General features: G+C 68.7%; 23 protein-coding genes. 13 read left to right on the forward strand and 10 right to left on the reverse strand.

All coding sequences use genetic code 11. The features are described 5' to 3' along the window. Positions 1–111: 111 nt before the first annotated feature. Entirely contained in the window at positions 112–1,266 is a 1,155-nt protein-coding gene (locus tag ABZX92_RS36305) for a DUF222 domain-containing protein (protein ID WP_355569813.1), read from the reverse strand. A gap of 123 nt (positions 1,267–1,389) precedes the next feature. On the opposite strand from ABZX92_RS36305, the gene ABZX92_RS36310 reads away from it, so the two are divergent. Beyond that, on the forward strand, positions 1,390–2,283 hold the full coding sequence (locus tag ABZX92_RS36310) for a phosphotransferase (RefSeq protein ID WP_355569816.1): 894 nt from the start codon (positions 1,390–1,392) through the stop codon (positions 2,281–2,283). Here the strand turns inward: ABZX92_RS36310 and ABZX92_RS36315 are convergent. Continuing rightward, entirely contained in the window at positions 2,278–3,186 is a 909-nt protein-coding gene (locus ABZX92_RS36315) for an RluA family pseudouridine synthase (protein ID WP_355569819.1), read from the reverse strand. The genes ABZX92_RS36310 and ABZX92_RS36315 overlap by 6 nt on opposite strands. A gap of 93 nt (positions 3,187–3,279) precedes the next feature. On the opposite strand from ABZX92_RS36315, the gene ABZX92_RS36320 reads away from it, so the two are divergent. After that, positions 3,280–4,143, forward strand: a complete 864-nt coding sequence (locus ABZX92_RS36320) for an EamA family transporter (protein ID WP_355569822.1) — start codon at positions 3,280–3,282, stop codon at positions 4,141–4,143. Here the strand turns inward: ABZX92_RS36320 and ABZX92_RS36325 are convergent. Next, a complete protein-coding gene (locus ABZX92_RS36325) occupies positions 4,046–4,933 on the reverse strand; it encodes a LysR family transcriptional regulator (RefSeq protein WP_355569825.1) in 888 nt (295 codons plus the stop codon). The genes ABZX92_RS36320 and ABZX92_RS36325 overlap by 98 nt on opposite strands. A gap of 80 nt (positions 4,934–5,013) precedes the next feature. On the opposite strand from ABZX92_RS36325, the gene ABZX92_RS36330 reads away from it, so the two are divergent. Further along, complete coding sequence (locus ABZX92_RS36330) at positions 5,014–5,616, forward strand: hypothetical protein (protein ID WP_355569827.1); 603 nt, start codon at positions 5,014–5,016, stop codon at positions 5,614–5,616. An 11-nt stretch (positions 5,617–5,627) separates the two neighbouring features. Next, positions 5,628–6,299, forward strand: coding sequence for a fibronectin type III domain-containing protein (locus tag ABZX92_RS36335; protein WP_355569830.1), 672 nt, complete (start codon positions 5,628–5,630; stop codon positions 6,297–6,299). A gap of 178 nt (positions 6,300–6,477) precedes the next feature. Here the strand turns inward: ABZX92_RS36335 and ABZX92_RS36340 are convergent, their stop codons facing one another. Then, on the reverse strand, positions 6,478–7,122 hold the full coding sequence (locus ABZX92_RS36340) for a hypothetical protein (RefSeq protein ID WP_355569833.1): 645 nt from the start codon (positions 7,120–7,122) through the stop codon (positions 6,478–6,480). 185 nt (positions 7,123–7,307) lie between these two features. Between ABZX92_RS36340 and ABZX92_RS36345 the strand changes: the two genes are divergently transcribed. From ABZX92_RS36345 to ABZX92_RS36360, 4 genes are all read left to right on the forward strand, one after another. Next, on the forward strand, positions 7,308–9,470 hold the full coding sequence (locus ABZX92_RS36345) for a hypothetical protein (RefSeq protein WP_355569836.1): 2,163 nt from the start codon (positions 7,308–7,310) through the stop codon (positions 9,468–9,470). Beyond that, the gene (locus ABZX92_RS36350; protein WP_355569839.1) at positions 9,467–10,432 is read left to right on the forward strand and encodes a MoxR family ATPase; all 966 of its coding nucleotides are present in this window, start codon (positions 9,467–9,469) and stop codon (positions 10,430–10,432) included. The genes ABZX92_RS36345 and ABZX92_RS36350 overlap by 4 nt, the downstream gene beginning before the upstream one ends. Beyond that, the gene (locus ABZX92_RS36355; protein ID WP_355569842.1) at positions 10,429–11,535 is read left to right on the forward strand and encodes a DUF58 domain-containing protein; all 1,107 of its coding nucleotides are present in this window, start codon (positions 10,429–10,431) and stop codon (positions 11,533–11,535) included. The genes ABZX92_RS36350 and ABZX92_RS36355 overlap by 4 nt, the downstream gene beginning before the upstream one ends. 397 nt (positions 11,536–11,932) lie before the next feature. Then, the gene (locus tag ABZX92_RS36360; RefSeq protein WP_355569845.1) at positions 11,933–13,930 is read left to right on the forward strand and encodes a transglutaminaseTgpA domain-containing protein; all 1,998 of its coding nucleotides are present in this window, start codon (positions 11,933–11,935) and stop codon (positions 13,928–13,930) included. 3 nt (positions 13,931–13,933) lie between these two features. On the opposite strand, the gene ABZX92_RS36365 is transcribed toward ABZX92_RS36360, so the two are convergent. From ABZX92_RS36365 to ABZX92_RS36375, 3 genes are all read right to left on the reverse strand, one after another. After that, the gene (locus ABZX92_RS36365) at positions 13,934–15,301 is read right to left on the reverse strand and encodes a hypothetical protein (RefSeq protein ID WP_355569848.1); all 1,368 of its coding nucleotides are present in this window, start codon (positions 15,299–15,301) and stop codon (positions 13,934–13,936) included. 14 nt (positions 15,302–15,315) lie between these two features. Further along, positions 15,316–16,920 (reverse strand): serine/threonine-protein kinase, encoded by a 1,605-nt coding sequence (locus ABZX92_RS36370; RefSeq protein ID WP_355569851.1) that lies wholly within the window; start codon positions 16,918–16,920, stop codon positions 15,316–15,318. Between the two features lie 62 nt (positions 16,921–16,982). Then, on the reverse strand, positions 16,983–17,603 hold the full coding sequence (locus ABZX92_RS36375; protein ID WP_355569854.1) for a DUF4230 domain-containing protein: 621 nt from the start codon (positions 17,601–17,603) through the stop codon (positions 16,983–16,985). A 199-nt stretch (positions 17,604–17,802) separates the two neighbouring features. On the opposite strand from ABZX92_RS36375, the gene ABZX92_RS36380 reads away from it, so the two are divergent. Genes ABZX92_RS36380 through ABZX92_RS36390 form a run of 3 tightly spaced genes read left to right on the forward strand, consistent with a single transcriptional unit; the run spans position 17,803 to position 19,576 of the window. Continuing rightward, the gene (locus tag ABZX92_RS36380; protein ID WP_355569857.1) at positions 17,803–18,693 is read left to right on the forward strand and encodes a PAC2 family protein; all 891 of its coding nucleotides are present in this window, start codon (positions 17,803–17,805) and stop codon (positions 18,691–18,693) included. Between the two features lie 10 nt (positions 18,694–18,703). Continuing rightward, positions 18,704–19,063 carry an MmcQ/YjbR family DNA-binding protein gene (locus ABZX92_RS36385; protein WP_355569860.1) on the forward strand — a complete coding sequence of 120 codons (360 nt, stop codon included), beginning with the start codon at positions 18,704–18,706 and terminating at the stop codon, positions 19,061–19,063. After that, positions 19,064–19,576 (forward strand): YciI family protein, encoded by a 513-nt coding sequence (locus ABZX92_RS36390; protein WP_355569863.1) that lies wholly within the window; start codon positions 19,064–19,066, stop codon positions 19,574–19,576. Here ABZX92_RS36390 and ABZX92_RS36395 read toward each other — a convergent pair. From ABZX92_RS36395 to ABZX92_RS36405, 3 genes are read right to left on the reverse strand one after another with little or no spacing between them, the layout of a single operon-like run. Then, on the reverse strand, positions 19,573–20,028 hold the full coding sequence (locus ABZX92_RS36395) for a dihydrofolate reductase (RefSeq protein ID WP_355569866.1): 456 nt from the start codon (positions 20,026–20,028) through the stop codon (positions 19,573–19,575). The genes ABZX92_RS36390 and ABZX92_RS36395 overlap by 4 nt on opposite strands. Further along, entirely contained in the window at positions 20,025–20,822 is a 798-nt protein-coding gene (locus ABZX92_RS36400) for a thymidylate synthase (protein WP_355569869.1), read from the reverse strand. Before ABZX92_RS36400 ends, ABZX92_RS36395 begins: the two co-directional genes overlap by 4 nt. Before the next feature lie 14 nt (positions 20,823–20,836). Next, entirely contained in the window at positions 20,837–21,274 is a 438-nt protein-coding gene (locus tag ABZX92_RS36405) for a MarR family transcriptional regulator (RefSeq protein ID WP_355569872.1), read from the reverse strand. An 83-nt stretch (positions 21,275–21,357) separates the two neighbouring features. Here ABZX92_RS36405 and ABZX92_RS36410 point away from each other — a divergent pair, with 83 nt between their 5' ends. Then, complete coding sequence (locus ABZX92_RS36410) at positions 21,358–22,116, forward strand: SDR family oxidoreductase (protein ID WP_355569875.1); 759 nt, start codon at positions 21,358–21,360, stop codon at positions 22,114–22,116. 53 nt (positions 22,117–22,169) lie between these two features. Beyond that, positions 22,170–22,732: aldo/keto reductase (locus ABZX92_RS36415; protein WP_355569878.1), on the forward strand; the 563-nt coding region annotated here is incomplete at its 3' end.

Raw genomic sequence — 22,732 nt, forward strand, 5'->3', positions numbered from 1 at the left:
TCGGCTTGCGCAGGTGGTCGCGGGGCCGGGTTCCGTTGCGGGCGATGGCCGTCGGGTGCGTAGGTGGTCACCAGGTGCGAGTTGCGTAGCAACAACAAACCTGGCGATGGCTTAGAAGGGTGGCAGGTCGCCGAGTACCGGTTCTGGTTCGCGGGTATAGGTCTTCCCGGCCGGGCTGGTGAAGGTGAACCGGCCTGGTTTGCGCTGGGCCACTTCCCACGTCGACCGGTGCTTGACCCTGTGGTGATACCGGCAGAACGCGCCCAAGTTCCCTTCCGAAGTGGGGCCTTTCGGGAACGGGATCGTGTGGTCCAGATCCGACTCGTGCGACGGCCTCATGCAACCGGGGAAACGGCAGGTCCGATCGCGGGTCCACACGAATCGCCGCAAGGCTGCGGATGGGCGGTAGGTGGTGGTGCCGAACTCCAGAGGCTCGCCGCTGGTCGGTTCGGTGAGCAGGCGGCGCCAGGTTGCGTCGGCGGCCAGTTCGCGGGCCATGTCGGCTGAGATCGGGCCGTAGCCCGCCAGCTCGCCCGGCTGTTCGGCCAGGCCCATCAGGGTGGCTGCGGAGATGGTCACGTAGACCTCGGTCTTCACCGAGCTGGTCTTGTCCGGAGTCGCCAGGATCAGGTCCGCGACCACGTCCGCGCGGATCTGGTCCAGCGTGCGCGGGTCCTTGGGGTTGCGCACGGAGCGGGCGATGGCGTCGACGCGCTCGTAGCACTTGGTGGCCGTGTCGCCGGGCAGGAAAGCCCAGAAGCGGGCCATGCCGTCATCCAGCTTGTCCATGCCGGTGCACCGTTGGGCCTTGCGGATCTCCTCGCGGTCCTTCTGCCCCTCGGGATCCACGCGCATGACGACGCGGTGGGTGAGGCGGCGCATCTGCGCACCGGTCTGGTCCGGGGCCTTCACCAGCACACGGGCTTCGACCTCGGCCGCGTGATCCGCCGACAGCGGCATCGTCTTGTCATACAACACGCGGGCCTTGTAGAAGTCGATCTCACCCTTCTCCAGGGCGTCGATGGTCTGCGGCAGCCGGGTGACCATCTCCCGCCCCATCGCCACCTGGTCACTGGTCCACCGCGTCGTCCACTTCATCGCAGCCGCGATCTCAGCCTCGAAGAACTCGTCACCCTCACACGCGATCGCATAATCCGCCAGGACATGCAGACGCTGCGCCTGATGATAGGCAATCTGCTTCTCATGATAATCGAGAGCATCAAGAACCCCGACGACGTCCATACCCCCAATTCTATTCGTGATCATTTTCCAAAAAGGGGACTATTCGATACACAATCGAGTGAACCCGCAGGTCAAGCAAGGTTCCATAGGTGCCGTGCGCGTTTTCTCTCTCTTGACGTAACTCGACGACATAAAGAGGATGGTCGAGTGCGGAAACTTGCGAGCAGTCAGCGTTCCAACGTCTGGGCGGACGGAGATCGGATCATCAAGCAGGTGATCGGCACCCGCGACGCGTTCGACCGGGAGATCACCGCCTTGCGACTGGCTGAGCACACCGGCGTGGTCCCGCGCATCCTCGACGTCGATCCGGACGATCAGACGGTGGTGCTGGAACGACTGAGGTCGGAGCCGCCCAAGGAGGACTGGGTGATCGACTACGCCCGAGGACTCGCCAGGCTGCACATGGCCACAGGCCCGGAACACGCCGGACAGCTGCCACGCCAGGAGATCCCGGACCCGGAACCGTTCCTGAGGTTCGTCCGGGCCATGAACGTGGAGATCGGCAACGCAGAACAGGAACTGGTCTTCAAGGACACCGGAAAGTTCGACTTGCTGCACGGCGACCCGTGCCCCGGCAACGACGTCTACACCGAGGAAGGCGCCAGGTTCATCGACCTGGAGGGCGCGTCACTCGGTGATGGGCTGACGGAGCTCGTGTACCTGCGCATGGGATTCCCGACATGCGCGACCGTTTCCGAGACGCCGAGGGAGCTGCGAGAAGCGGCGGAACAGGCCTACTTCGAGGAACGAGGAACCGAAGGTGAGCTCGAAGACGCCTGCGTTCGGTGGTTGGTGGAGGGAAACGCGTTGGTGCAGCGCTTCGAGCGCGACGGTACTGATCATCTCGCCAGGGTCGTCGACGAGGACTGGTTCTGGTACAGCACGACAGCGCGCGGCCGGCTGATGTTCCGGGCGCGGGTGGTCGCGGAGTTCACCGAGACGCATCCCGGGATGAGTGCGCTGGCGCGCCGGTTGTGCGAGCGGATGAGCCAGGTCTGGGAGCCGCAGCCGATCGACACCAGGCGCACCCACGTGTCATGACCAGGCGGACAACGACAACCGCGAGGTGAACGAGCGATCGACGCCCGAGACCGGGTCCACAAAGGACAAGGTGCGGGCCAGCAGCTGCAAAGGTGAGGAGAAGTCGTCCAGCGGGCGTTCCCGCAGGACCGGGTAGAAGTCGTCGTTGACGATCGGGACGCCCAGGCCGGACATGTGCAGGCGCAGCTGGTGGGTGCGGCCGGTCAACGGCTTCAGGTGGTAGCGGCCCAAGCCGTTCCGGTGCTCCACCAGGGACACGTGGGTCTCGGCGTTCGGCGGACCGTCCACTTCGAACGCGGTGATGATGCCGCGTTCCTTGATGATCCGCGACCGGACCACGCACGGCAGCGACAGCGACGGTGAGTGAGGGGCGATCGCCTCGTACTCCTTGGAAACCAGGCGGTCGCGGAACATCGTCTGGTACCTGCCGCGCAGTTCGCGGCGGACGACGAACATCACGAGCCCGGCGGTGACCCGGTCCAGCCGGTGCGCGGGGGAGAGGTCGGGCAGGCCGAGGGAGTCACGCAGCTTGACGAGTGCGGTCTGCATGATGTGCTGACCGCGCGGAATCGTGGCCAGGAAGTGCGGCTTGTCGGCGACCACGATGTCGTCGTCCTGGTGGACGACGCCGATCTCGAACGGGACCGGCACCTCGACGGGCAGGTCGCGGTGGAACCAGATGTAGCTGTCCGGGACGAACGGCGCGTCGATGCCCAGTGGTCCGGAGACGCCCCAGACGCGTTCCTCCAGCAGCATTTCCTCGATCCGCGCGGGAGCGACGCGGGGCAGGCGTTCGACGAGGTGGTCGCGCAGCAGCAGCCACGAGCCCTCGGGCGGCAGCTTGAGGCGCGCGGCGTCCAGGCCGTTGCGCTGGGGGAGCGGAGAGGAAGGTTTGCGTCTCATTGCGCGACCCAGTCTAAACGGTCGGGAAAACCGAACGATATCGCTCGGAAAGATTCGCTGTACCGAAGAGAGTGAACGAACGAGGCTGGGAGCATGGCAGTCTTCCTGGTCCTCGGTTCGGTCATCTCGCTGCAGTTCGGCGCGGCCTTCGCGAGTCAGCTGTTCGGGCAGATCGGCGCACCCGGCGCGACGGCGTTGAGGCTCGGCATCGCGGCGATCATGCTGGCTGTGGTCGTGAAACCGAAGTTCCGCCAGGAGACCGTGGTGCTAGGCATGACGATGGCCGGGATGAACGGCACGTTCTACCTCGCGCTCGACCGGATTCCGCTCGGGGTGGCCGTGACGATCGAGTTCCTGGGGCCGTTGGGGCTGGCGGCGATCTTGAGTCGCCGGGCGAGGGACTTCGTGTGGGTCGGACTGGCGTTGGCCGGCGTGATCATCCTGGGTGTGCGCGAGTACACGGGTGCGCACCTGGACATGATCGGTGTGGTGCTCGCGTTGTTCGCGGCGGCGTTCTGGGCCTGTTATGTGCTGGCCGGGCGGAAGCTCGCTACGGCCGGGCTCGGGACCGGTGGGCTCGCGGGGGCGAGCTTGATCGCGGCGGCGCTCACGTTGCCGTACGGGTTGTCCACGGCTGGCACGAAGTTGTTCGAGCCCAAGATTCTGCTGCTCGGGACGTTGGTGGCGCTGCTGGCGTCCGCGATTCCGTACACGCTGGAGATCCGGGCGCTGAAGACGCTGCAGGCCAACACGTTCGGCGTCGTGCTGGCGCTCGAACCGGCAGCGGCCGCGCTGGCCGGTGTGGTGATCCTGGGGCAGCACCTGAGCGTCATCTCGTTGTGCGCCATCGCGTTGGTGATCACGGCGGGGGTTGGAGCTGCCCTGCGGAGAGCGCCAAGGCGTCGCGAAACGCCTGCACGGCAGGATGCTGACCTCGTCCTGCCCGTGCCGCAGTGAACAACAACCGGGACTGCGGCGGGGGAAGCTCGTGCAGGTCGACGGTGACCTCGCGGTCGTACCAGACGAGATCGGGCAACAGCGCGACCGCGAGTCCCCGTTCCACGAACCTCAGCTTCACGAGCACGTCGATCGACGAGAAGCGCACGTCCGGCTCGTAGCCGTTGCGGCGGCACCAGTTCACGTTGAAGATCCGCTGCGGCATGCCCTCGGTTTCCATGATCCACGGGAATGAGCCGATCTCGTCGATCGCCAGTCCACGTGGGACGGCCAGCCGGATCGGGTCCCGGAACAGTTCCCGGTACTCCAGCCCGGAGAACCGGGGTTCCGGCTGGTCCGGCCACTCCTCCAGGAACACGAGGTCGAAGTCGCGGGCGTTGAGGCCGGAAAGCGCTTCCGCGGGATCGAGTACCTGGAACTCGATTCGAAGTGAGGGATGCTCATCTCGCATGCGCGCCAACGTCGCCGGGATCAACGCGAGCGCCGCGGTCTGGAACGTCGCCACCCGCAGCGTGCCGGTGATCTCGTGCAGTGATGCGGCGACCTCCGACTCGGCCTGTTCCAGCCTGGTCAGCACCTCTTCGGTGTGCCGCACCAGAATTTCGGCCTGCGGAGTGAGCTTCACCCGCCTTCCGACGGGTTCCAGCAACGGCACGCCGACCTCGGTTTCGAGCAACGACAGCTGCTGCGACACCGACGACGGGCTGTAGTTCAGCGCCTGCGCGACCGCCGCGAGCGTTCCTCTTTGGGAAAGTTCGCGCAGCAATCGGAGACGATGGAGGTCGAACATCAGATCATTATCCGATAGAGTGCCGTTACCGCCCCCTGAGAAAACGTGCTGACCTCAGCACGTCTTGAGGAGGTATCGGTATGTCCAAACGACTCCGCATCGTCGCGGGGTTCGCGCTGGCAACCGGTCTGCTCGTGTCGGGTTCGCCCGCACAGGCTCAGGTTGAATCCGGTCCGTGGACCAGCTACTCGCCGTCGTTCACCGTTCAGCAGCGCGGCTGCGGCAAGGCCAGCGACCTCACGTTCCAGCTCACCTGCTCGACCGGTTCCGGCGACCAGCGTGCCGAGCGCCGGTACGCCACTTACACGGGCGGCACGCGACAGTTCGAGGGCAGCTTCCGGATCACGAGTCTCGGAGGCACCCGAGTCAGTCTCAAGCAGACGTTCAAGGACGACCCCGGTGCGGGTCCGTACTTCATGCTCGCCGTCGAACGCGGCGGCCGGCTGTACGCGGTGCACGGTGGCGACACCATCGCGACCGGAGCGACCGTCGGCACGACCGTGCGCGTGAACACCGTGCACGTCGTCGGCAGCACCCACCGGACCTACATCAACGGCTCGCAGAAGCACTCGGTCTCGAGCTCTGGCGGGAACTTCTACGACAAGTTCGGCGCGTACCGGACCGCGAGCGGTCAGGGCCCGGCGACGGTCGTGTGGAGCAACATCAAGTTCTGGCGCAAGTGACCAGCAGCTAAGTGATCAAGCGTATTTCATTGGTGGGACTGCTGTTCCTGGCTGCCTGCGGCCAGGAACAGCAGGACCCCGTGCTGACGTCCGAGCTGACCTCACCGACCGACGTGACGCTGCACTGGCGTCCGGAGGCGGGAGCGGCCGGACAGGTCGTCGAGTACGCGAACGCGGCCGACGGCGAGTACGTGGTGCTGGAGTTCGCGCCACCCGCGAAGAACTCCTTCAAGCACCCGGACCTGATCCCGGAAACCCAGTTCTACTACCGGGTCCGGCCGTTCACCGGGCCGGCATCGGCCACTGTGGACGTCACGCTGCCCCCTGGCGACGAGACGCCGGAGATCGAGGGACCGGACTGGACGGCACCGCGCAAGGACGGCAAGGGCACGCGTCCCGTGTCGTCGGCCGAGGCGGCGGCGGGGAACCTGAAGGCGGAGGTCAAACACGCCAACGGGATCCTGTTCACGTGGGAGGACCAGGCGGCGGACGAGGACGGGTACCTCATCGAGGTCAAGCCCGCCGGTGCCGCGGACTACCGCGTCGCCGTGCAGCTCGACCCGGACACGACCTCGTACGGCGTGATCACACTCCCAGACGAGAAAACCGCGACCTATCGGGTGCGGGCCTTCCGGTTCGGAGCGGCGTCGAACCTGACGCATCAGACGACGGGGAAGGCCTGAGGGCGTGTCTGGCACTCCACGCGCTCGCGGCGAGAAGTAACGCCGCGAGCGCGTAGGGCCAGCTGGTTCTCTCCGTGACGGCGAGGCCGAGGTTGATCAAGGCCAGCAGGCAGAAAATGCTGCTCAGCAGCCACCAGGTCAGGTTGTCGGCGCGGGTGTCGGCGGTCATTCGGGTGGGCTACCCGTTTTCATCCGCCTTCACACCTTCTTCCTCTTCTTTTTTCTCGCCGCGGCGGCGCATGAACCCGAAACCGGGGATGCCGAGGATCGCCTGGCGCATGTCGCTGGTGACTTCCAGCAGCTGGTGGACCTCGGGACCGACCCGGTCGAGCGTCGCGAGGATCGGCAGGATGTCGCTGGTCAGGTGCTCGGTCAGCACCGGCAGCTCGTCGACCAGCTTGATCGCGGCCTCGACCTCGTGCGGCGAGAGCTCCTCCACGAACCGCTGCGCGAGCGGCTGGGCCTGCTTGGCGATCGGCTCGTAGATGCTGATCAGCTCGTTGGCGGTGTGCGCGGTGTGGCCGGCGGTCGTGACGACCTGCGCGGCCCGTTCCGTGATGTCGCCGGCGCTCGCGGTGATCGCGCGGACCTCGTCGACGGCCTTCTCCGCGTCTGCCACGACGTGAGTGGTGCGCTCGACGAGCGCGTCGGCCTTCTTGACGATGCCGTCGATCGCGTCCACGGTGCCGCTGACCTTGCGGACGAGCTGCTCGACCTCGCCGATCAGGTCGAGCACGCGGCCGGGAACCGCGGCGACGGTCGCGGTGGTGTCTACGGCCATGTTGAGCGCCTGCTTGGCCAGACCCATGCCAGGGATCTCCATACACCCACTCTGCCCTATGCGTTGATCAGTTCGGGGTAGCGCCATTCGGTTTTCAAAACTGTCAGACCCCGTCATTACATTCGTTGATGTCTGCCAGTCGGCTGACCGGGCGATCCGGGAACCGTGCACCGTCCGAAGTTGTCATAGCCGGGGGTTAGCATCCCCGGCGGGCGAGGGAGGCGCGCATGGCTTGGTGGCACCGGATCAGACGCATTATCTCCGGTGGAGGGCGGGAATCGGCGAGTTTCGTCGCGGCACTGCTGGGAGTTCTGGTGCTCGCGGGCGCCGCGCTCGGGCAGGGCATCTCGCGCACGCAGGTGGCTGTGTCGGACGGGCTCACCTGGCTGGGCGACGATCAGCGCGGTGAGGTCGTGCAGGTCAACCCGATGTCGGGCAAGCCGCAGACGCGGTTGCAGATCAGCGGTCCTGACTCGCAGCTGGAGATCGCGCAGGAGGACGGCCGGCTGATCGTGCTGAACCGGCGGACCGGCGAGATCACCGTGATCGACCTCGCGACGTTGCTGGCCTCTGGTCGTCGGCAGGCGCCTCCCGGAGCGTCGAGCAAGGTGCTGGTGTCGAACGGGATGGTGTTCGTCGTCGACCGCGCGTCCGGCACGATCCACACCGCGGATCCGTTGACGCTCGCCGATGTCGGGCAGACCTGGCAGGCCGGGCAACCGCTTGCCGACGCCGTGGTGGACGAGCGCGGCGTGCTGTGGCTGGTCGATCACGGCGGCACGTTGCGGTCGCTCGACTGGTCCGACGACGAGGAGCGGTTCCAGGAGCGGTCGCAGCGGCAGGTCACGGGTGCCGGGCCGCGCACGGTACTGGTGCCGCACGACCAGGGCGTCACGCTGATCGGTCTCGACGGCGGTGTCGTGGTGCGGGACGGCACCGGTGAGGACGTGTCGTCGTCGACCGATCGCACGGACTCCGAGGTGATCGCGGCGCAGAGCGCGCCGACGGACCTCGTGCCCGCGTCCGTGCCGGACTCGTCCGTGGTCGTGCTGGTGGTGGACGGGCAGGTGATGCGCGTCGACGTGGGTGCGCTGGGCTGTCCGAAGCCGGGCCGGCCCGCGGTGTTCCGCGACAAGGTCTACGTGCCGTGCAAGGGATCCGGCAAGGTCATCGTCCTCGACCGCGGTGGGCATCGCGGTGGCGACGACGTGCGCACGTCCGGTGGGAACGACCCCGAGCTGATCTTCGACGACGGCCGGTTGTTCGTGAACGTGCCCGGCTCGTCGACCGGTGTGCTGGTCGACACCGACGGCGCGACGCGGTCGTTGACGATCCGCAGCCCCGAGCTGCCGGTGAAGGACCCGGACCGCTCGCCGCCGCCGTCGGTGCCGCCGCCCCCGCCGCCGAACCCGAACGAGCCGACGAAGCCGCCGCGCAATCCCGGTGGCAACAACGGGCCGACGACCGAGGTGAACACGCCTCCGGGGACGCCGTCCTCGACGCCGCCGCCCGCTCCCGGTGCTCCTGCCGCTCCGGCGGGCGTGACGGTGCGGGAGAAGTCGCGCACCGCCTCGGCGGTCGTGGTGACGGTGAGCTGGACGGCGGCTGTGTCGGCTGATCCTGTGGTCGGCTACACCGTGACGGGGTCCGGTTCGTTCAGCGGTGGGTCGGTGTCGGCGCAGTCGGGCGGTACTTCCGCTGACTTGTCGTTGCCGTGCACGGGTTCCACGTTCTGCACGAGTGGTCGGCTGGACGTGACGGTGCGTGCGTCGACGGCGTCCACGGCCGGTGCCGCGGGCATGGCGGCGTTCACGGTGACGGCGCCGAACACGCCGCCGCCCAACACACCCCCGCCGAACACTCCGCCCCCGAACACACCCCCGCCGAACACGCCGCCTCCCAACACACCGCCACCGAACACCCCTCCGCCCACGACCACCACCACGCCGCCTCCACCTCCGCCGTCGTTGCCGACCGCGGGCGCCGCGGTGATCAGCTCGATCACAGGTGGTCGGATGACGTCGAGGCGCACGGTGAACATGGCCCCGCCGGCGGACTGGGCGAGCCACAACGGGCGCTGTGAGGTCGTGAACAAGACGCAGGGTTACTCGGTGGGCATCGCCTGCTCCGCCACCACCGCGCAGATCGACCTGGAAGAGGGCATCAACTCGATCGTGGTGCGCGCGTACGCGGCGTCCGGCGGTGGTCAGGTGGACTCCGCGCCGAAGAACGCGAACTTCATCGTGGACGAGTGTCAGGGCAAGCCCGGCTGCATTCCGCGGCTGGCTCCGGCCGGAGCGGGGACCGCGCCTGCGGGTGCGGGTGGCCTTGGGTTGCTGGCGTGTGCGTTCCTGTTGCGCATCGGTGTACGCAGAGAAGAGGAAAAGTGATCGACACCGGTGAGGTTTCCGCCTTCCGCGACCTGCACACCCGGCTCGGAGACGCGGTCGAGAGCGCGGTGCGCGGCAAGCGCGACGTGATCGACCTGGTGCTGGTGGCGATGTTCGCGGGTGGCCACGTGCTGCTGGAAGACGTGCCGGGTACGGGAAAGACGACGCTGGCACGTGCGGTGGCGGGTGCGTTGGGCGGTGTGTCGCGGCGCGTTCAGTTCACGCCGGACCTGCTGCCGTCGGACGTCACGGGCACGTCGGTCTACGACCCGCAGACCGGGCAGATCAGGTTCCGGCCGGGTCCGGTGTTCGCGAACATCGTGCTGGCGGACGAGATCAACCGCGCGGCGGCCAAGACGCAGTCGGCGCTGCTGGAGGTCATGGAGGAGCGGACGGTCACGATCGACGGCGTCGGGCACGCGGTGCCGGACCCGTTCCTGGTGGTGGCGACGCAGAACCCGATCGACCTCGACGGCACGTACCGGTTGCCAGAGGCGCAGCTGGACAGGTTCATGCTGCGCACCTCGATCGGTTATCCGTCGGTGGAGGACGAGCTGGACGTGCTGCGTCCGGGCAGTGGTGCCGGGCGGATCGCGGACGTGCGCACTGTGACGTCGCCGCGTGAGGTGAGCGCGTTCAGCGGGCGGCTAACGCTCCTGCACGTGGCTGATCCGATCCTGCACTACATCTCGGCTTTGGGTGTGGGCACGCGGTCCGATGAGCGGCTGCGGCTCGGCACGTCGACTCGTGGTCTGCGGACGCTGGTGCGGTGCGCGCAGGTGTACGCGGCGTCGAAGGGGCGGCATTTCGTGGTGCCGCAGGACGTGCAGGACATCGCGGACCCGGTGCTGTCCCACCGGCTGGTGCTGACGCGGGAGAGCGTGCTGGCGGGCGTCACGACGTCCGAGGTGCTGGCCGACGTGCTGTCTCGCGTGCCGGTGCCGAAGCCCGCCGCGCAATGAGACTCACGTTGCGCGGCACCGGGGTCGTGGTGCTGGGCTTGCTGATGCTCGGTGTCGGGCTGTGGTGGCGTTACGCGGGCATGGCCGCTTTCGGTCTTGCCTTGACCGCTTTGGTGGTGGCGTCGGTGGTCTCGGTGCTGGTCGCGTCCCCGCTGACTGTTTCGCGCTCGGTTCGTCCGCGTACCGTGCCTCGGCTGGCTCGGTGCAACGGGCGGCTGGAGCTGTCGGCTGTCGGTCGCTGGCCGGTCGCGCTGGACGCGGTGGACGTGGTGGCCGGCTCGCCTTTCGCGGTGGACGTGCCGTTGCTGAAGCCTGGTGCGGTAGAGGCCGTCGACTACGCGATTCCGACTGAGCGGCGCGGCGTGTTCGACGTCGGGCCGTTGACGTTGCGACGCAAGGGTTTGGCCGGGCTGGCGCAGGCTCGCACGGTGCTGGGCGAGGTCGTGCAGGTCCGGGTGGTGCCGCGGGTGCTGCCGGTGCGGGGGCTGCCGTCCGGTGCCCGGCGCGGCCAGGTCGGTGCGGACGAACGCGTCGAGCGCGGCGGCACGGACCTGGTGGGGCTGCGGGAGTACGTGCCGGGCGACGATCTGCGGCGGCTGCACTGGGCGACTTCCGCGCGCACCGGCACGTTGATGATCCGCGAGGACGCCGACCCGGCGCGCCCGCATCTGGCCGTGCTGCTCGACGACAGCGTTTCTTCTTATGCGGAGGCGCAGCGGTTCGAGGAAGCCGTGGAGGTGGCGGCATCACTGATCACCTCGGCCTTGGAGCAGGGGCATCCGGTGCGGTTGCTGACGTCGTCCGGCGGCACCGACCTGGAGGAGACGCAGGACTCGGCGCCGATCCTGGCTGCTTTGGCGGACCTGGAACTGCAGGACGCCGACGGGCGGCCGACCGTGCCGGTGCGCGACCTCGACGTGGTGGCCGTGATCAGCGGAACCACGGTGCCCGCGCTGGTGCTGGAGGCCGGGCGGGCCGCGTTCGGCACCGTCCTGGTGGTGGACGAGAAGCGGCCGGTGAGCGCTGCCGGGTCGGTGCTGGTGATCAGCGGCGGTCGCGCGGAGGACCTGGTCGACTCGTGGAACGCGGTGGTGGCGCGGTGACGCGGGTGTTTGGTGTACGCGGTGGTGATGCGGCGACATGGGTGCTTGGTGCATCGGGTGGCGTCACGGTGGGCCGGGTGCTCGGTGTGCGCGGTGGTGGCGCGGTGACGCGGGTGTTTGGTGTACGCGGTGGTGATGCGGCGACATGGGTGCTTGGTGCATCGGGTGGCGTCACGGTGGGCCGGGTGCTCGGTGTGCGCGGTGGTGGCGCGGTAGCGCGGGCATTTGATGCGCGCGGTGGTGGCACGGTGGCGCGGACGCCTGACGTGCGTGGTGGTGCCGCAGTGAGGTCTGCGTTGGCGGGTCGCCTTTCCGGTGGGCGCGCTGTCGCCGTCGCCCAACCTCGTGGTGGCGCGGTGAGATCTGGGTTGGTGCGCGCGGTTCTGGTGGTGGCGGGATGAAGTACGCCTGGGTCGCCGCTGTCCTGGTGGTCGGTGCGCTGCAGCTGGCGCGGGCGTGGGACGGGGCTTTCGTCTACTTCGGACTGGCGGCGCTGGTCGGGTTCCTCGCGCTGCTGTTGAAGCGGATCGTGCCGGCCGGGCTGGCTGCTCTCGGCGTCATGGTGCCGGCGATGGCGGGCGGGTTCTTCGCTGCTCGCGGTGCTACGCCGGATCGTGATCCGACCTGGGTGCTGCTCGACACCGTGCCCCGGCTGCTCACCGCCGCCCGGCCGGCTCCGGCGACGCCTGAGTTGCTGGTGCCCGGGTTGTTGCTGATCATCGGTGTGTCGGTCGGGACGGTGCTGTCGGTGACCAAGCGGGGGACGGCGTTGTTCGTTCCGGCTTTGGGCGCGGCGGTGCTGTACGTGTCGGCCGCGTTGCTCACCGCGGGGCGTTCTGATCGGTACGGTTTGGTCGCGCTGGTGCTGGTGGTGTTGCTGGCGTTGGGCTGGCTGATCATCGACCGGCGCGGGCCCGTGGTGCCGCCCGCCGTGCCGGCGGTGATGTTGGCGGCGCTGACGTTGGTGGCGTTCGTGTTGCCCACCAACGGGTTCGAGCCGCGCAAGCTCGTCACGCCGCCCGTCACCGAGGTGGCGATCGCGAACCCGTTGCCGCAGCTCGCCGCGTGGGCCGCGGCGGGTGACGCTGAGCTGTTCCGGATGCGCGGGCCCGAGGTGCCGGTGCGGCTGGTGACGTTGAGCCGGTACTCGGGTGCGTCGTGGGAGGCGGCGTCGGTTTACGGGCCGTTGGGTGTGGTGGAGGCGCCGGATCTGCCCATGGGCGGGAAGTTCCAGGACGCCAGCGTCGATCTGACGATCACCGGGCTGCAGGGCGAGTGGCTGCCGGGAGTGGGGAAGCCGCAGGCGGTGTCGCTGAGCGATGCCATGGTGGATCCCGACACCGGCTCGCTGGTCGTGGCGGAAGGGCTGAAGACCGGGCTCAGCTACACGGTTCGCGGTGTGCTGGAGACGCCCGCGGACACGGACTTGGCGTCGGCTGCGGTGCCTGCCGATGCGACTCGGTACACGGCGTTGCCGCGGTTGCCGTTCACGCTGGCGGAGTACGCGCGGCAGGCGACGCAGAACGCGGCCACACCGTACGAGAAGGCGGTGGCGCTGGAGCAGGTCGTGCGGTTGAACCGGCGTCCGGATGCCGAGGCGCCGGTCGGGTCGTCCTACGCGCGGCTGGAGACGTTCCTGTTCGGTGCCGCCGGTGAGGCAGGGGCCGGGGCGGGGACGGCGGAGCAGTTCGCCTCGGCTTTTGCCGTGCTGGGGCGGGCTGTGGGGTTGCCGACGAGGGTCGTGGTCGGGTTTCAGCCGGTGCCGGAGCAGAACGGCGAGCGGATCGTGCGCGCCGCGGACGCCACCGCCTGGCCAGAGGTGTACTTCAGCGGGTGGGGCTGGGTGGCGTTCGACCCGGTGTCGGGCAACGGCAGCGGGCCCAGCGCGGCCTCGAAGCGCGAGGTGCTGAACCGGCTCGCGTCCACCACGGCCAAGCCGACGCCGACGTCGCTGCCTTCGGTGCCGCCGCTGGTGCAGCCGACCGCGGTGCAGCCGGACGTGCAGGCCGCTCCGGTCGCGCCCGCCGGGTTCCCGTTCTGGGTGTTCGCGCCGGTGTTGCTGCTCGTGGCGCTGTACGTGGCCCGGACTTCCCGGCGGCTGCGGTTGCGGGCGGCCGGGCCGGTCGGGGCGTGGGACGAGGTGCTGGACTCGTTGCAGCTGGCGGGATTGCGGCCGCGGGCGAACCGGACCGTGCCGGACGTGGGACGGGAGTGGGGCGAGGCCGGCGCCCGGCTCGCGGTGCTGGTGGACCAGGCCGCGTTCGCGCCGCGGCCGGAACGCGTCGAGCACAGCTGGCGGCTCGCCCGGCAGGTGCGGAAAGCGGTGCGGCGCAAGGCTTCCTGGTGGCGCAAGGCGGTGTGGGCGATCGACCCGAGGCCGTTGTTCCGGCGGTGAGGATCAGGCCACGTGGACGGGTAGGCAGTTCTTCCAGGCGATCTTGTCCAGCTTCTCGCACATGCCGGCGGCGTCATCAGACGGGAACGGGCCGACCCACACGAAACGGGTGAACCTCTCGTCCGTGTTCTTGCCGGGACCTTCCCCGCCCAGGACCGCGGGGCAGGTGGCGTCTCTCCTGGTGACCTTCGCCGTCTTGTCCTTGAGAGCTTCCACTCCTGGCCGGCGCTGTTCGATCATCGTTGTCTCGTAGTCCAGCAGCGTGCGGACGTGGGCCGCGGTGTTCGACTCTTCGAGCGAGTGCAGCACGAGCACCGATGTGCCTGCCTCGCAAGGCATCGCGGAGTACTCGACCGGCGTGGCGACCTCGCTGGCCGGTGCGGACGACGTGGCGGCGCCCGCCTGCACCGGTGGCGCCTCGGCTTCGCTGGACCGGCCGGTGATCATCACCCCGAACGCGACGCCCAGCGCGAGCGGAACCACCGCCCACCCGGCCAGGGTGCGGCGTTTGCGGTTCTCGGTGATCTCGCCCCAGGAGGTCAGCCTGGACAGCAGACCGGACTGCTCGATCGTCAGGCAGCGCGGATCCGGTTCCACGTCGTCGCGGGACAGGGTCACCGACAGCGCGATTCGCCAGGTCCGGTCGAGCCAGCCGGGTTTCGGCAGGGTGATCCGGACGCGGCGGCTGCTCGGCGGATCTCCCAGGCCGAGGTCGAACGACGACTCGTCGGCGAACCGGAAGTTCCGGGACGGGAGCCAGGACGAGCGCTTGGTCCGGTCGAAGTCGGCCGAGACCTCCAACTCGCCGTGCAGGTCGGTGTTGCCGGTGTTCGCCAGTTCGAGCACGGTGTTGTAGGTGCCCCGGGAGGACACCGTGCCCTGCGGTTGCGCGAGTGCGACGGACAGCGCCGGTACGGCTTCGACGATGATCCGCTTGGTGTTGCTGAGCCACCAGACCCGCGCGTCGGGGGCGAGTTCCTTGTCGGCGACGAGAACCCTGAGGTCGTCCGTGCCGGCCATGGGCGCGGTGCTGCCGCAGTGCACCACCAGCCGCACCTGCACCTGCCCGCCCGCCGGGAGGGTGGCGTCGGTGACGGCGGCGCCCTCGTGGATGATCTCCCACTTCAGGCCTGCCGCCGCGCTCTCGACGCCGAACTGGAGCAGCCGGGTGCGGTGCGACCGGTCGACGACGGTGACGTAGAACCACGTCTCGGTGTGGACCTTCAGACGGACCTCGTCCTCCTCGTGCTTGAGGATGACGCCGATCTCGTCGTTGCGGGCGTAGGAGATGACGTGCACATCGCCCTCGACCACCCCGGTCTGCAGGACAGAACCCGTTGCCGTGCCTGAGAACCTGTTCCTGGTCGACATGGGTGCCTCCGGGGTTAGTTCTTGTTGGCGCAGACCTTCGCCGAGCTGCCGCGTTCGCCGTTGTCGCCGAACGCCGCGATCTGGAAGCAACGGCGCTGCCCGCCACCGTCCTCGACCACGTACTTGGTGGCGCCGCCGGTCACCTGCATCAGCGGGACGCCCGTCGGGCCCGTCACGTCGATCACCACGAACTGGGCCCGGCCGTCGCTCGGGTCCGACCACTCCAGCTCGATCGCCTTGCCGTGGTACTCGGCGCGTTTGAGCACCGGCACGAACTTCGGATCGGCGTTCGGGGGCGGGCCCGCGTCGGTGGAACCCGTGGCGGGAGCCGGGATCGTGGTGGTCACCGGGGGCTGGGACTGCTTGCCGTCAGGGCGGTTGAGGAGCAGGCCCGCCACGACGCCGCCGGTCACCGCCACCACGGCGAGCAGGGCGAGGACGCCGCCGCGCTTGCTCCTGCGGACCGGGGCGGTCATCGGTTCGACCGGCGGGAGCTCGATCGACGGCAGCACGGCCACCGGAGGCGGGGGAGGCGGTGTGATGACGTCGTGGCGGCGGTAGGTGAGGTCCTCCAGCTGACCTCGCCAGGAGTTGTCGGGTTCCGGCTCGGGTTCGGCTTCCGGCTCCGGTTCCGGGACGAAGCCGCGCGGGCCGAAACCGGGCGCCTCGGTCGGGCCCTCCGGGAAGAAGACCGTGCGTTCGCCCAGCATCGCGGTCGAGTCCGGGTCCACAACGGACACAGCCGGCGCGGTGGAGGTGGCCGCGGTGACGGCCATCAGGGCGTCGCGGAGCTCCAGCGCCGAACCGAAGCGTTCCGCGCGGTCCTTGCGCAGGCAGCGGTTGATCACGGCGACCAGGGCCGCGGGCACGTCGAACCGGGTCAGGGAACGCGGTTCGGCGCGGGAGACGCGGCCGACGTAGGAGAGGAGCGTGTCCTCGTCCGGGTTGTCGGAGGCGAACGGCGGCTTGCCCTCCAGCAGCGTGAACAGCGTGGAGCCGAGCGACCAGATGTCGTCGGCGAACGACGGGGTGGCGCCCTCCAGCATCTGCGGGGCCGCGTGGCGGTAGCTGACCATCTGCAGCGACGCGGAGTGGCCCGCGTCGGCGCCGCGGGCGATGCCGAAGTCGGCCAGCACGTAGGAAGTCGGGAGCACCAGGACGTTCTGGGGCTTCACGTCGCGGTGCAGGATGCTCTGGCCGTGGGCGAACGCGAGCGCGTCGGCCACGGCGATGCCCGCGGACACGACGTCCGGCACGGGCAACGGGCCCATGGCGCGCAACCGGTCGTGCAGCGAGCCGCGTTCGTAGTACTCCATGACGATGCACGGGCGGCCGTCCGGCAGCGTGCCCGTGTCGAGCACGGTGACGATGTGCGGGTGCTGGCGGCCGAGCTCGACGGTGATGGCCAGTTCGCGGCGGAAGCGGACCACCGTCGCCGGATCCGTCACCTGCAGGACCTTGACGGCGACGTCGCGGCCCAGACCGTCCTGGCGCGCGCGGTAGATCGTGCCCTCGCCGCCCTGCGCGATCACGCGGAATCCGCTGTAGCCGGGCAACGCGACCTCGGGTGCCTGCGCGGCACCGGCAGCCGGTGCCCAGGCCATCAGATCGTCTTCCACCAACGGATCCTATCCCGCGACGACAGGCTCACCCGGAAGTTCGCCGCCGCTGCGGGAAAGGTTCAGTCGCCGAGCACCTTCACCTGGAATCCCAGCGACTGCAGCATTCCGGTGAGCATCACGCGGGTGTTGTCCTCGGCGCGCTTCAACAACTCCGACTTCTGCGCGGCCTCGGTGAGCTTGGCCTCGGCGGCGAGGTAGAACCGTTGCTGGTCGGGAGGTCCCGCCAGCGCCTGCAGGTCGTTGATCAGCCCGCGTTGCTGGCTGAAGATGTACGACCGGTCGTGGTGCAGGTTCGGTTTGTCCAGCTGCGGCTTCGGCAGGCGGATTTCGACCGTTTTGCGGTCAGGGGACAGGATCAGCCCGTCGTCCTTCAGCGAGCCGAGGTCGACGTAGGCGTTCACCGATCCGGCCGCGACGAACAGCGTGCGTTCGCCGGCGAGTGCCGCGGGTACCCACTTCACGTCGTTCTCGATGTCGAGCACGACCTGGAACTCGCCCGCCGCCGCGTGGTACTGGCTGAGGTCCCGCACCGACTTGAGCATCGCGGGCTGGCTGCGGTCGATCGACTCGTCACCGAAGGGACCGAAGGGCTTGAACTGCCCGAAGACGTACAGCGCCGCGCCGAGGAGAATGAAGACGGCTACGACCAGAGCTCCACGCGTCACCCAGCGCCTGTCCACGGCGTTGGTGTACCCGTGAGGTGATGCGCTCACACGAGCCGTGTGGCCTAATCGACCGGTGCGGAATCAGCGCCTTTCCGCGGGTTGGTGTGATGCGCTCACGTGATCCGTGTGGGCTAATCGACCCGTGCGGAATCAGTCTCGTGTCCACGTGGTTGGCTTGGGACGAGAGTGAAACGACGGTTTTGGAGGCAATGCGGTGCTGGACCCGGAGAACCTGTACGAGGTGGACTCGGAGGTGCCGGACCTCACGGGTGCGGTGCTGCTGCATCACTTCGAGGGCTTCATGGACGCCGGTGCCGCGGGCCGTCTGCTCGCCGAGCACCTGCTGGAGACGCTGGAGAGCCGTGTCGTCGCGCGCTTCGACCTCGACAGCCTGATCGACTACCGCTCGCGCCGCCCGTTGATGACCTACGCGACGGACCACTGGGAGGACTACGCCGCGCCCGAGCTGGTCGTGCACCTGCTGTGGGACAGCGCCGGTCACCCGTTCCTGCTGCTCACCGGCCCGGAACCGGATCGCGGCTGGGAGGCGTTCGTGCTCGCGGTCCGCTCGTTGATCGACCGCTGGGGCGTGCGCCTGACGGTCGGTTTCCACGGCATCCCGATGGGTGTGCCGCACACACGTCCGCTGAACGTCATCGGCCACGCGACGCGGCCCGAGCTCGTCTCGGAGTACCAGCCGTTCTTCAACCGCGTGCAGGTGCCGGGCAACGTGTCCGGGCTGCTGGAGTTCCGGCTCGGCCAGGCGGGTCACGACGCGATGGGCTTCGCGGCCCAGGTGCCGCACTACCTCGCGCAGTCGCAGTACCCGACCGCCGCCGTGACGCTGCTGGACGCCCTCGCCCGCTCGACCGGTCTGGCGTTGCCGATCGGGTCGTTGATCGACGCGGCCCAGGCCGCTGACGCCGAGATCCACCGGCAGGTCGCGGAGTCGGAGGAAGTGGCCCAGGTGGTGGAAGCGCTCGAGCGGCAGTACGACGCTTTCATCCAGACTGTCGGGAACACCGACCTCCCCAGCGCGGACGAACTGGGCGCCGAGTTCGAACGGTTCCTGGCCGAGCAGCAGCGTCCGCCGGACCACCTGTAGGGAGCTAGTGATGGCCACCTGGAACGACGTGCGCCGGATCGCCACCTCCATGCCCGACGTGACGGAGCGGGTGCGGGAGGGCGTCGTCGACTGGAGGGTCAAGGACAAGCTCTTCGTGTGGGAACGGCCGCTGCGCAAGACGGACCTCGCGGCCATGGGGGCTGCCGCGCCGTCCGGGCCCATTTTGGCGGCTCGGGTGCCGGATCTCGGGGCCAAGGAGGCGTTGCTGGCCTCGGACGGGACGGTCTACTTCACGACGCCGCACTTCAACGGGTATCCGGCGATCCTGGTGCGGTTGGAGCACATCGAGGTGGGGGAGCTGGAAGAGTTGATCGTCGAGGCGTGGCACGCACGGGCGCGGCGCAGGTAGATGGAGTTCTTCTGCCACCACCGGGACAGGCCCGGATCGCTGCCGTTGCGGGAGAAGCTGATCGAGGAGCACTGGTCGTACATGGACCGGTTCTCGTTGATCGCCCGTGGACCCACGTTCGACGGCGACGTGCTGACGGGCAGCGTGCACATCGTTGACGTGCCTGATGCCGCGGCGGCTCGTGCGTTCGCGTTCGAGGAGCCGTGCTACCAGGCCGGGGCCTACCGGGACGTGCTCGTGCGCAGGTGGCGCAACGTGCTCGGGCGGACGATGTGGGACTTCCCGGGCGGCGGTGGGCACCTGGTGCTCGGGCTCGGGTCGGGCGAACCCGTCGATCTTCAGCCGGCGCGTGCGGATGGCCTGGTCGCGTATGGGCCGTTGCTGTCCGACGACGGTGCTCTGTGGCTGGGCACGGCGGCGTTGGTCAGGTCCGAAGATCCCGCGGCGGTGCTGACCGGCGATCGGTACGACGCCGTCGAGGTCCACGAGTGGGTGCCCGGCGGCCGGCGCTAGTAGCTGACGAACCGGAAGTGCAGGCCGCTCTTGGACTCCTGCCACTCGCCGGTGCTCACCGGCTCGCGGTCGATCTTCGGCGCGTACGTGTCGCCCTCGAAGACCTCGCGGATCTCGGTGACCTCGACGCGGTCCGCGAACGGCAGCGTGGCCGCGTAGACCGCCGAGCCGCCCATCACCCACAGGTCGCCGGTGACGTCCGCGAGCGCCTTCTCCAGCGAGGAGAACGTCTCGGCGCCTTCCTGGGGCGAGCGGGACAGCACCAGGTTGCGGCGGCCGGGCAGTGGGCGGAAGCGTGGAGGCAAGGACTCCCAGGTGCGGCGGCCCATCAGGACCGCGGCGCCCGCCGTGGTCTCGCGGAAGTGCTTCATGTCCTCGGGGATGTGCCACGGAATGGCGTTGTCGCGGCCGATCACGCCGTTGGCCGCCTGGGCCCAGATCAGGCCGATCACACCGCCACCGGAGCCTTGATGCCGGGGTGCGGGTCGTAGCCGGAGATCGTGAAGTCCTCGAACTTGTAGTCGAACAACGACGGAGCAGGAGCCATCTGCAGCGTCGGGAACTCGCGCGCCTCGCGGGTGAGCTGCAGTTCGACCTGCTCGACGTGGTTGTCGTAGATGTGGCAGTCGCCGCCGGTCCAGATGAAGTCGCCGACGCCGAGCCCGGTCTGGGCGGCGATCATGTGCGTGAGCAGCGCGTAGGAGGCGATGTTGAACGGCACGCCGAGGAACAGGTCCGCGCTGCGCTGGTAGAGCTGGCACGACAGCTTGCCGTCGGCGACGTAGAACTGGAAGAAGGCGTGGCACGGCGGGAGTGCCATCTGCGCGATCTCGCCGACGTTCCACGCGGACACGATGATCCGCCGCGAGTCCGGGTTCTCCCGCAACGTCCGAAGCACTTCGGCGATCTGGTCGACGTGACCGCCGTCCGGGGTCGGCCAGGAGCGCCACTGCACGCCGTAGACCGGGCCGAGCTCGCCGTCAGGACCGGCCCACTCGTCCCAGATGGAAACGCCGTGCTCCTGCAGCCACGCGACGTTGCTGTCGCCGCGCAGGAACCACAGCAGCTCGTACGCGATCGACTTGAAGTGCACCTTCTTGGTCGTGATCAGCGGGAAGCCCGCGGCGAGCGGGTAGCGCAGCTGGTGGCCGAAGATCGACCGCGTGCCGGTGCCGGTGCGGTCCTCCTTGCGCACGCCCTCCTTCAGGACGTGGCGGAGCAGGTCTTCGTACTGCGTGTCGGCCATGTGGGTGAGCCTAGTTAGAGCAGCGCCAGGGCGTCGACAAGGGGCTTCAGCTCCGGCGTTTCGGAGGCCTCGGAGAGTGACGCGGTGAGCACCTCGTCGTGCGTGGGGCGAGCGAGCGCCAGCAGTTCGTGGCCCTTCTCGGTGACCTCGGTGTAGATGCCGCGCCGGTCGGTGGGGCAGAGGTAGCGCGCGAGCAGGCCGCGGTCCTCCAGGCGGGTGACCAGGCGCGTGGTGGCCGACTGGCTGAGCACCACGGCGTTGGAGAGCTGGTTCATCCGGAGGTGGAAGCCGTCCTGGCGGTTGAGGACGTCCAGAACGGTGTACTCGCTGACGGAGAGCTCGTGGGCCTTCTGCAGAGCTCTTTCGAGGCGGTCCTCGATGCGCGCGTGCAACGCCGCGAGCGTGCGCCAGCCCTGAGCGCGCGCCTGGACGGCGTCGTCGTCCAGTGACATAGCTCAACCCCTCTCAAATAGACAGCGTGTGCAACTATTGCGTACGCTTGTTATCGTCTTCAACAAGTCTACCGGGGAGAGACATGGATCTGACGGGACGCACGGCCCTTGTGACCGGCTCCACCTCCGGCATCGGCTTCGCCACGGCGGAGGCGCTGCTCAAGGCGGGTGCGTCGGTCGTCGTCAGTGGCCGCGGCCAGGAGCGCGTGGACGAGGCTGTGGGGAAGCTCAGTGGCGACGTCCGGGGCATCGCGGCGGACATCGCGACCGCCGAGGGCGCGTCTCACCTCGTGAACCAACTGCCCGACGTGGACGTGCTCGTCAACAACATGGGCATCTACGGGGCGCAACCGGTGTTCGAGATCGACGACGCCGAGTGGCAGCGGTACTTCGACACCAACGTCATGTCCGGCGTGCGGCTGTCGCGGCACTACACGCCGCGCATGGTCGAACGCGGCTGGGGCCGGGTGATCTTCGTGAGCAGCGAGTCGTCCGTCTTCACGCCCACCGAGATGGTCCATTACGGCATGACGAAGACCGCGCAGCTCGCGATCGCGCGCGGCATGGCGCAGGCGGTCAAGGGCACCGGTGTCACGGTGAACTCGGTGCTGCCCGGCCCGACCCTCACGCCCGGCGTCGAGGAGTTCATCCGCGACCGCGTGGGCGAGGGCGGCGAGGCGGAGTTCGTCCGCACCGAACGCCCGACCCTGTTGCTCGGCCGCCTGATCCGTCCCCACGAGGTCGCGAACCTCATCACCTACGTCGCGTCGGACCTGTCGTCCGCGACGACCGGAGCCGCACTCCGCGTCGACGGCGGCACGGCACCCACCTTGATCCCCTGAGAACTGGTAAGGATTTGGTTTTGAACACCCTGAAGCTCAACAACGGCGTTCTGATGCCCCAGCTCGGTTTCGGTGTCTGGCAGGTGCCGGACGCGGAGGCCACGCCCGCCGTCGCGGAGGCGCTGAAGGCCGGGTACCGCAGCATCGACACCGCGGCCATCTACGGCAACGAACGCGGCGTCGGCGAGGCCATCGCGGGCTTCGACCGCGACGAGCTGTTCATCACGACGAAGCTGTGGAACGCCGACCAGGGCCACGACTCGACGCTGCGCGCGTTCGACGAGTCGCTGCGCAAGCTCGGCCTCGACACGCTCGACCTGTACCTGATCCACTGGCCGACGCCCGCCCGCGACCTGTACGTGGACACGTGGAAGGCGTTCGTGCGGCTGCAGAAGGAGGGCCGCGTCCGCGCGATCGGCGTCTCCAACTTCCAGCCCGCGCACCTGCGGCGCATCATCGACGAGACCGGGGTCGTGCCGGCGGTCAACCAGGTCGAGCTGCACCCGTACCTGCAGCAGGCCGAGCTGCGTGCTTTCCACGCCGAGCACGGCATCCAGACCGAGGCCTGGTCGCCGCTCGGCCAGGGTGGCGAGCTGCTCTCCGACCCGGTGATCGC

Origin of the sequence: Lentzea sp. NPDC006480, from assembly GCF_040611995.1 — a bacterium.
Taxonomy (GTDB): domain Bacteria; phylum Actinomycetota; class Actinomycetes; order Mycobacteriales; family Pseudonocardiaceae; genus Lentzea.

What these genes read in the sequence shown, in the direction of transcription:
- ABZX92_RS36365 (WP_355569848.1), bottom strand. Translation starts at nt 15,301, where the DNA reads ATGTCGACCAGGAACAGGTTCTCAGGCACGGCAACGGGTTCTGTCCTG.
- ABZX92_RS36325 (WP_355569825.1), bottom strand. Translation starts at nt 4,933, where the DNA reads ATGTTCGACCTCCATCGTCTCCGATTGCTGCGCGAACTTTCCCAAAGA.
- ABZX92_RS36410 (WP_355569875.1), top strand. Translation starts at nt 21,358, where the DNA reads ATGGATCTGACGGGACGCACGGCCCTTGTGACCGGCTCCACCTCCGGC.
- ABZX92_RS36360 (WP_355569845.1), top strand. Translation starts at nt 11,933, where the DNA reads ATGAAGTACGCCTGGGTCGCCGCTGTCCTGGTGGTCGGTGCGCTGCAG.
- ABZX92_RS36320 (WP_355569822.1), top strand. Translation starts at nt 3,280, where the DNA reads ATGGCAGTCTTCCTGGTCCTCGGTTCGGTCATCTCGCTGCAGTTCGGC.
- ABZX92_RS36400 (WP_355569869.1), bottom strand. Translation starts at nt 20,822, where the DNA reads ATGGCCGACACGCAGTACGAAGACCTGCTCCGCCACGTCCTGAAGGAG.
- ABZX92_RS36355 (WP_355569842.1), top strand. Translation starts at nt 10,429, where the DNA reads ATGAGACTCACGTTGCGCGGCACCGGGGTCGTGGTGCTGGGCTTGCTG.
- ABZX92_RS36385 (WP_355569860.1), top strand. Translation starts at nt 18,704, where the DNA reads ATGGCCACCTGGAACGACGTGCGCCGGATCGCCACCTCCATGCCCGAC.
- ABZX92_RS36390 (WP_355569863.1), top strand. Translation starts at nt 19,064, where the DNA reads ATGGAGTTCTTCTGCCACCACCGGGACAGGCCCGGATCGCTGCCGTTG.
- ABZX92_RS36405 (WP_355569872.1), bottom strand. Translation starts at nt 21,274, where the DNA reads ATGTCACTGGACGACGACGCCGTCCAGGCGCGCGCTCAGGGCTGGCGC.
- ABZX92_RS36340 (WP_355569833.1), bottom strand. Translation starts at nt 7,122, where the DNA reads ATGGAGATCCCTGGCATGGGTCTGGCCAAGCAGGCGCTCAACATGGCC.
- ABZX92_RS36315 (WP_355569819.1), bottom strand. Translation starts at nt 3,186, where the DNA reads ATGAGACGCAAACCTTCCTCTCCGCTCCCCCAGCGCAACGGCCTGGAC.
- ABZX92_RS36330 (WP_355569827.1), top strand. Translation starts at nt 5,014, where the DNA reads ATGTCCAAACGACTCCGCATCGTCGCGGGGTTCGCGCTGGCAACCGGT.
- ABZX92_RS36305 (WP_355569813.1), bottom strand. Translation starts at nt 1,266, where the DNA reads ATGATCACGAATAGAATTGGGGGTATGGACGTCGTCGGGGTTCTTGAT.
- ABZX92_RS36345 (WP_355569836.1), top strand. Translation starts at nt 7,308, where the DNA reads ATGGCTTGGTGGCACCGGATCAGACGCATTATCTCCGGTGGAGGGCGG.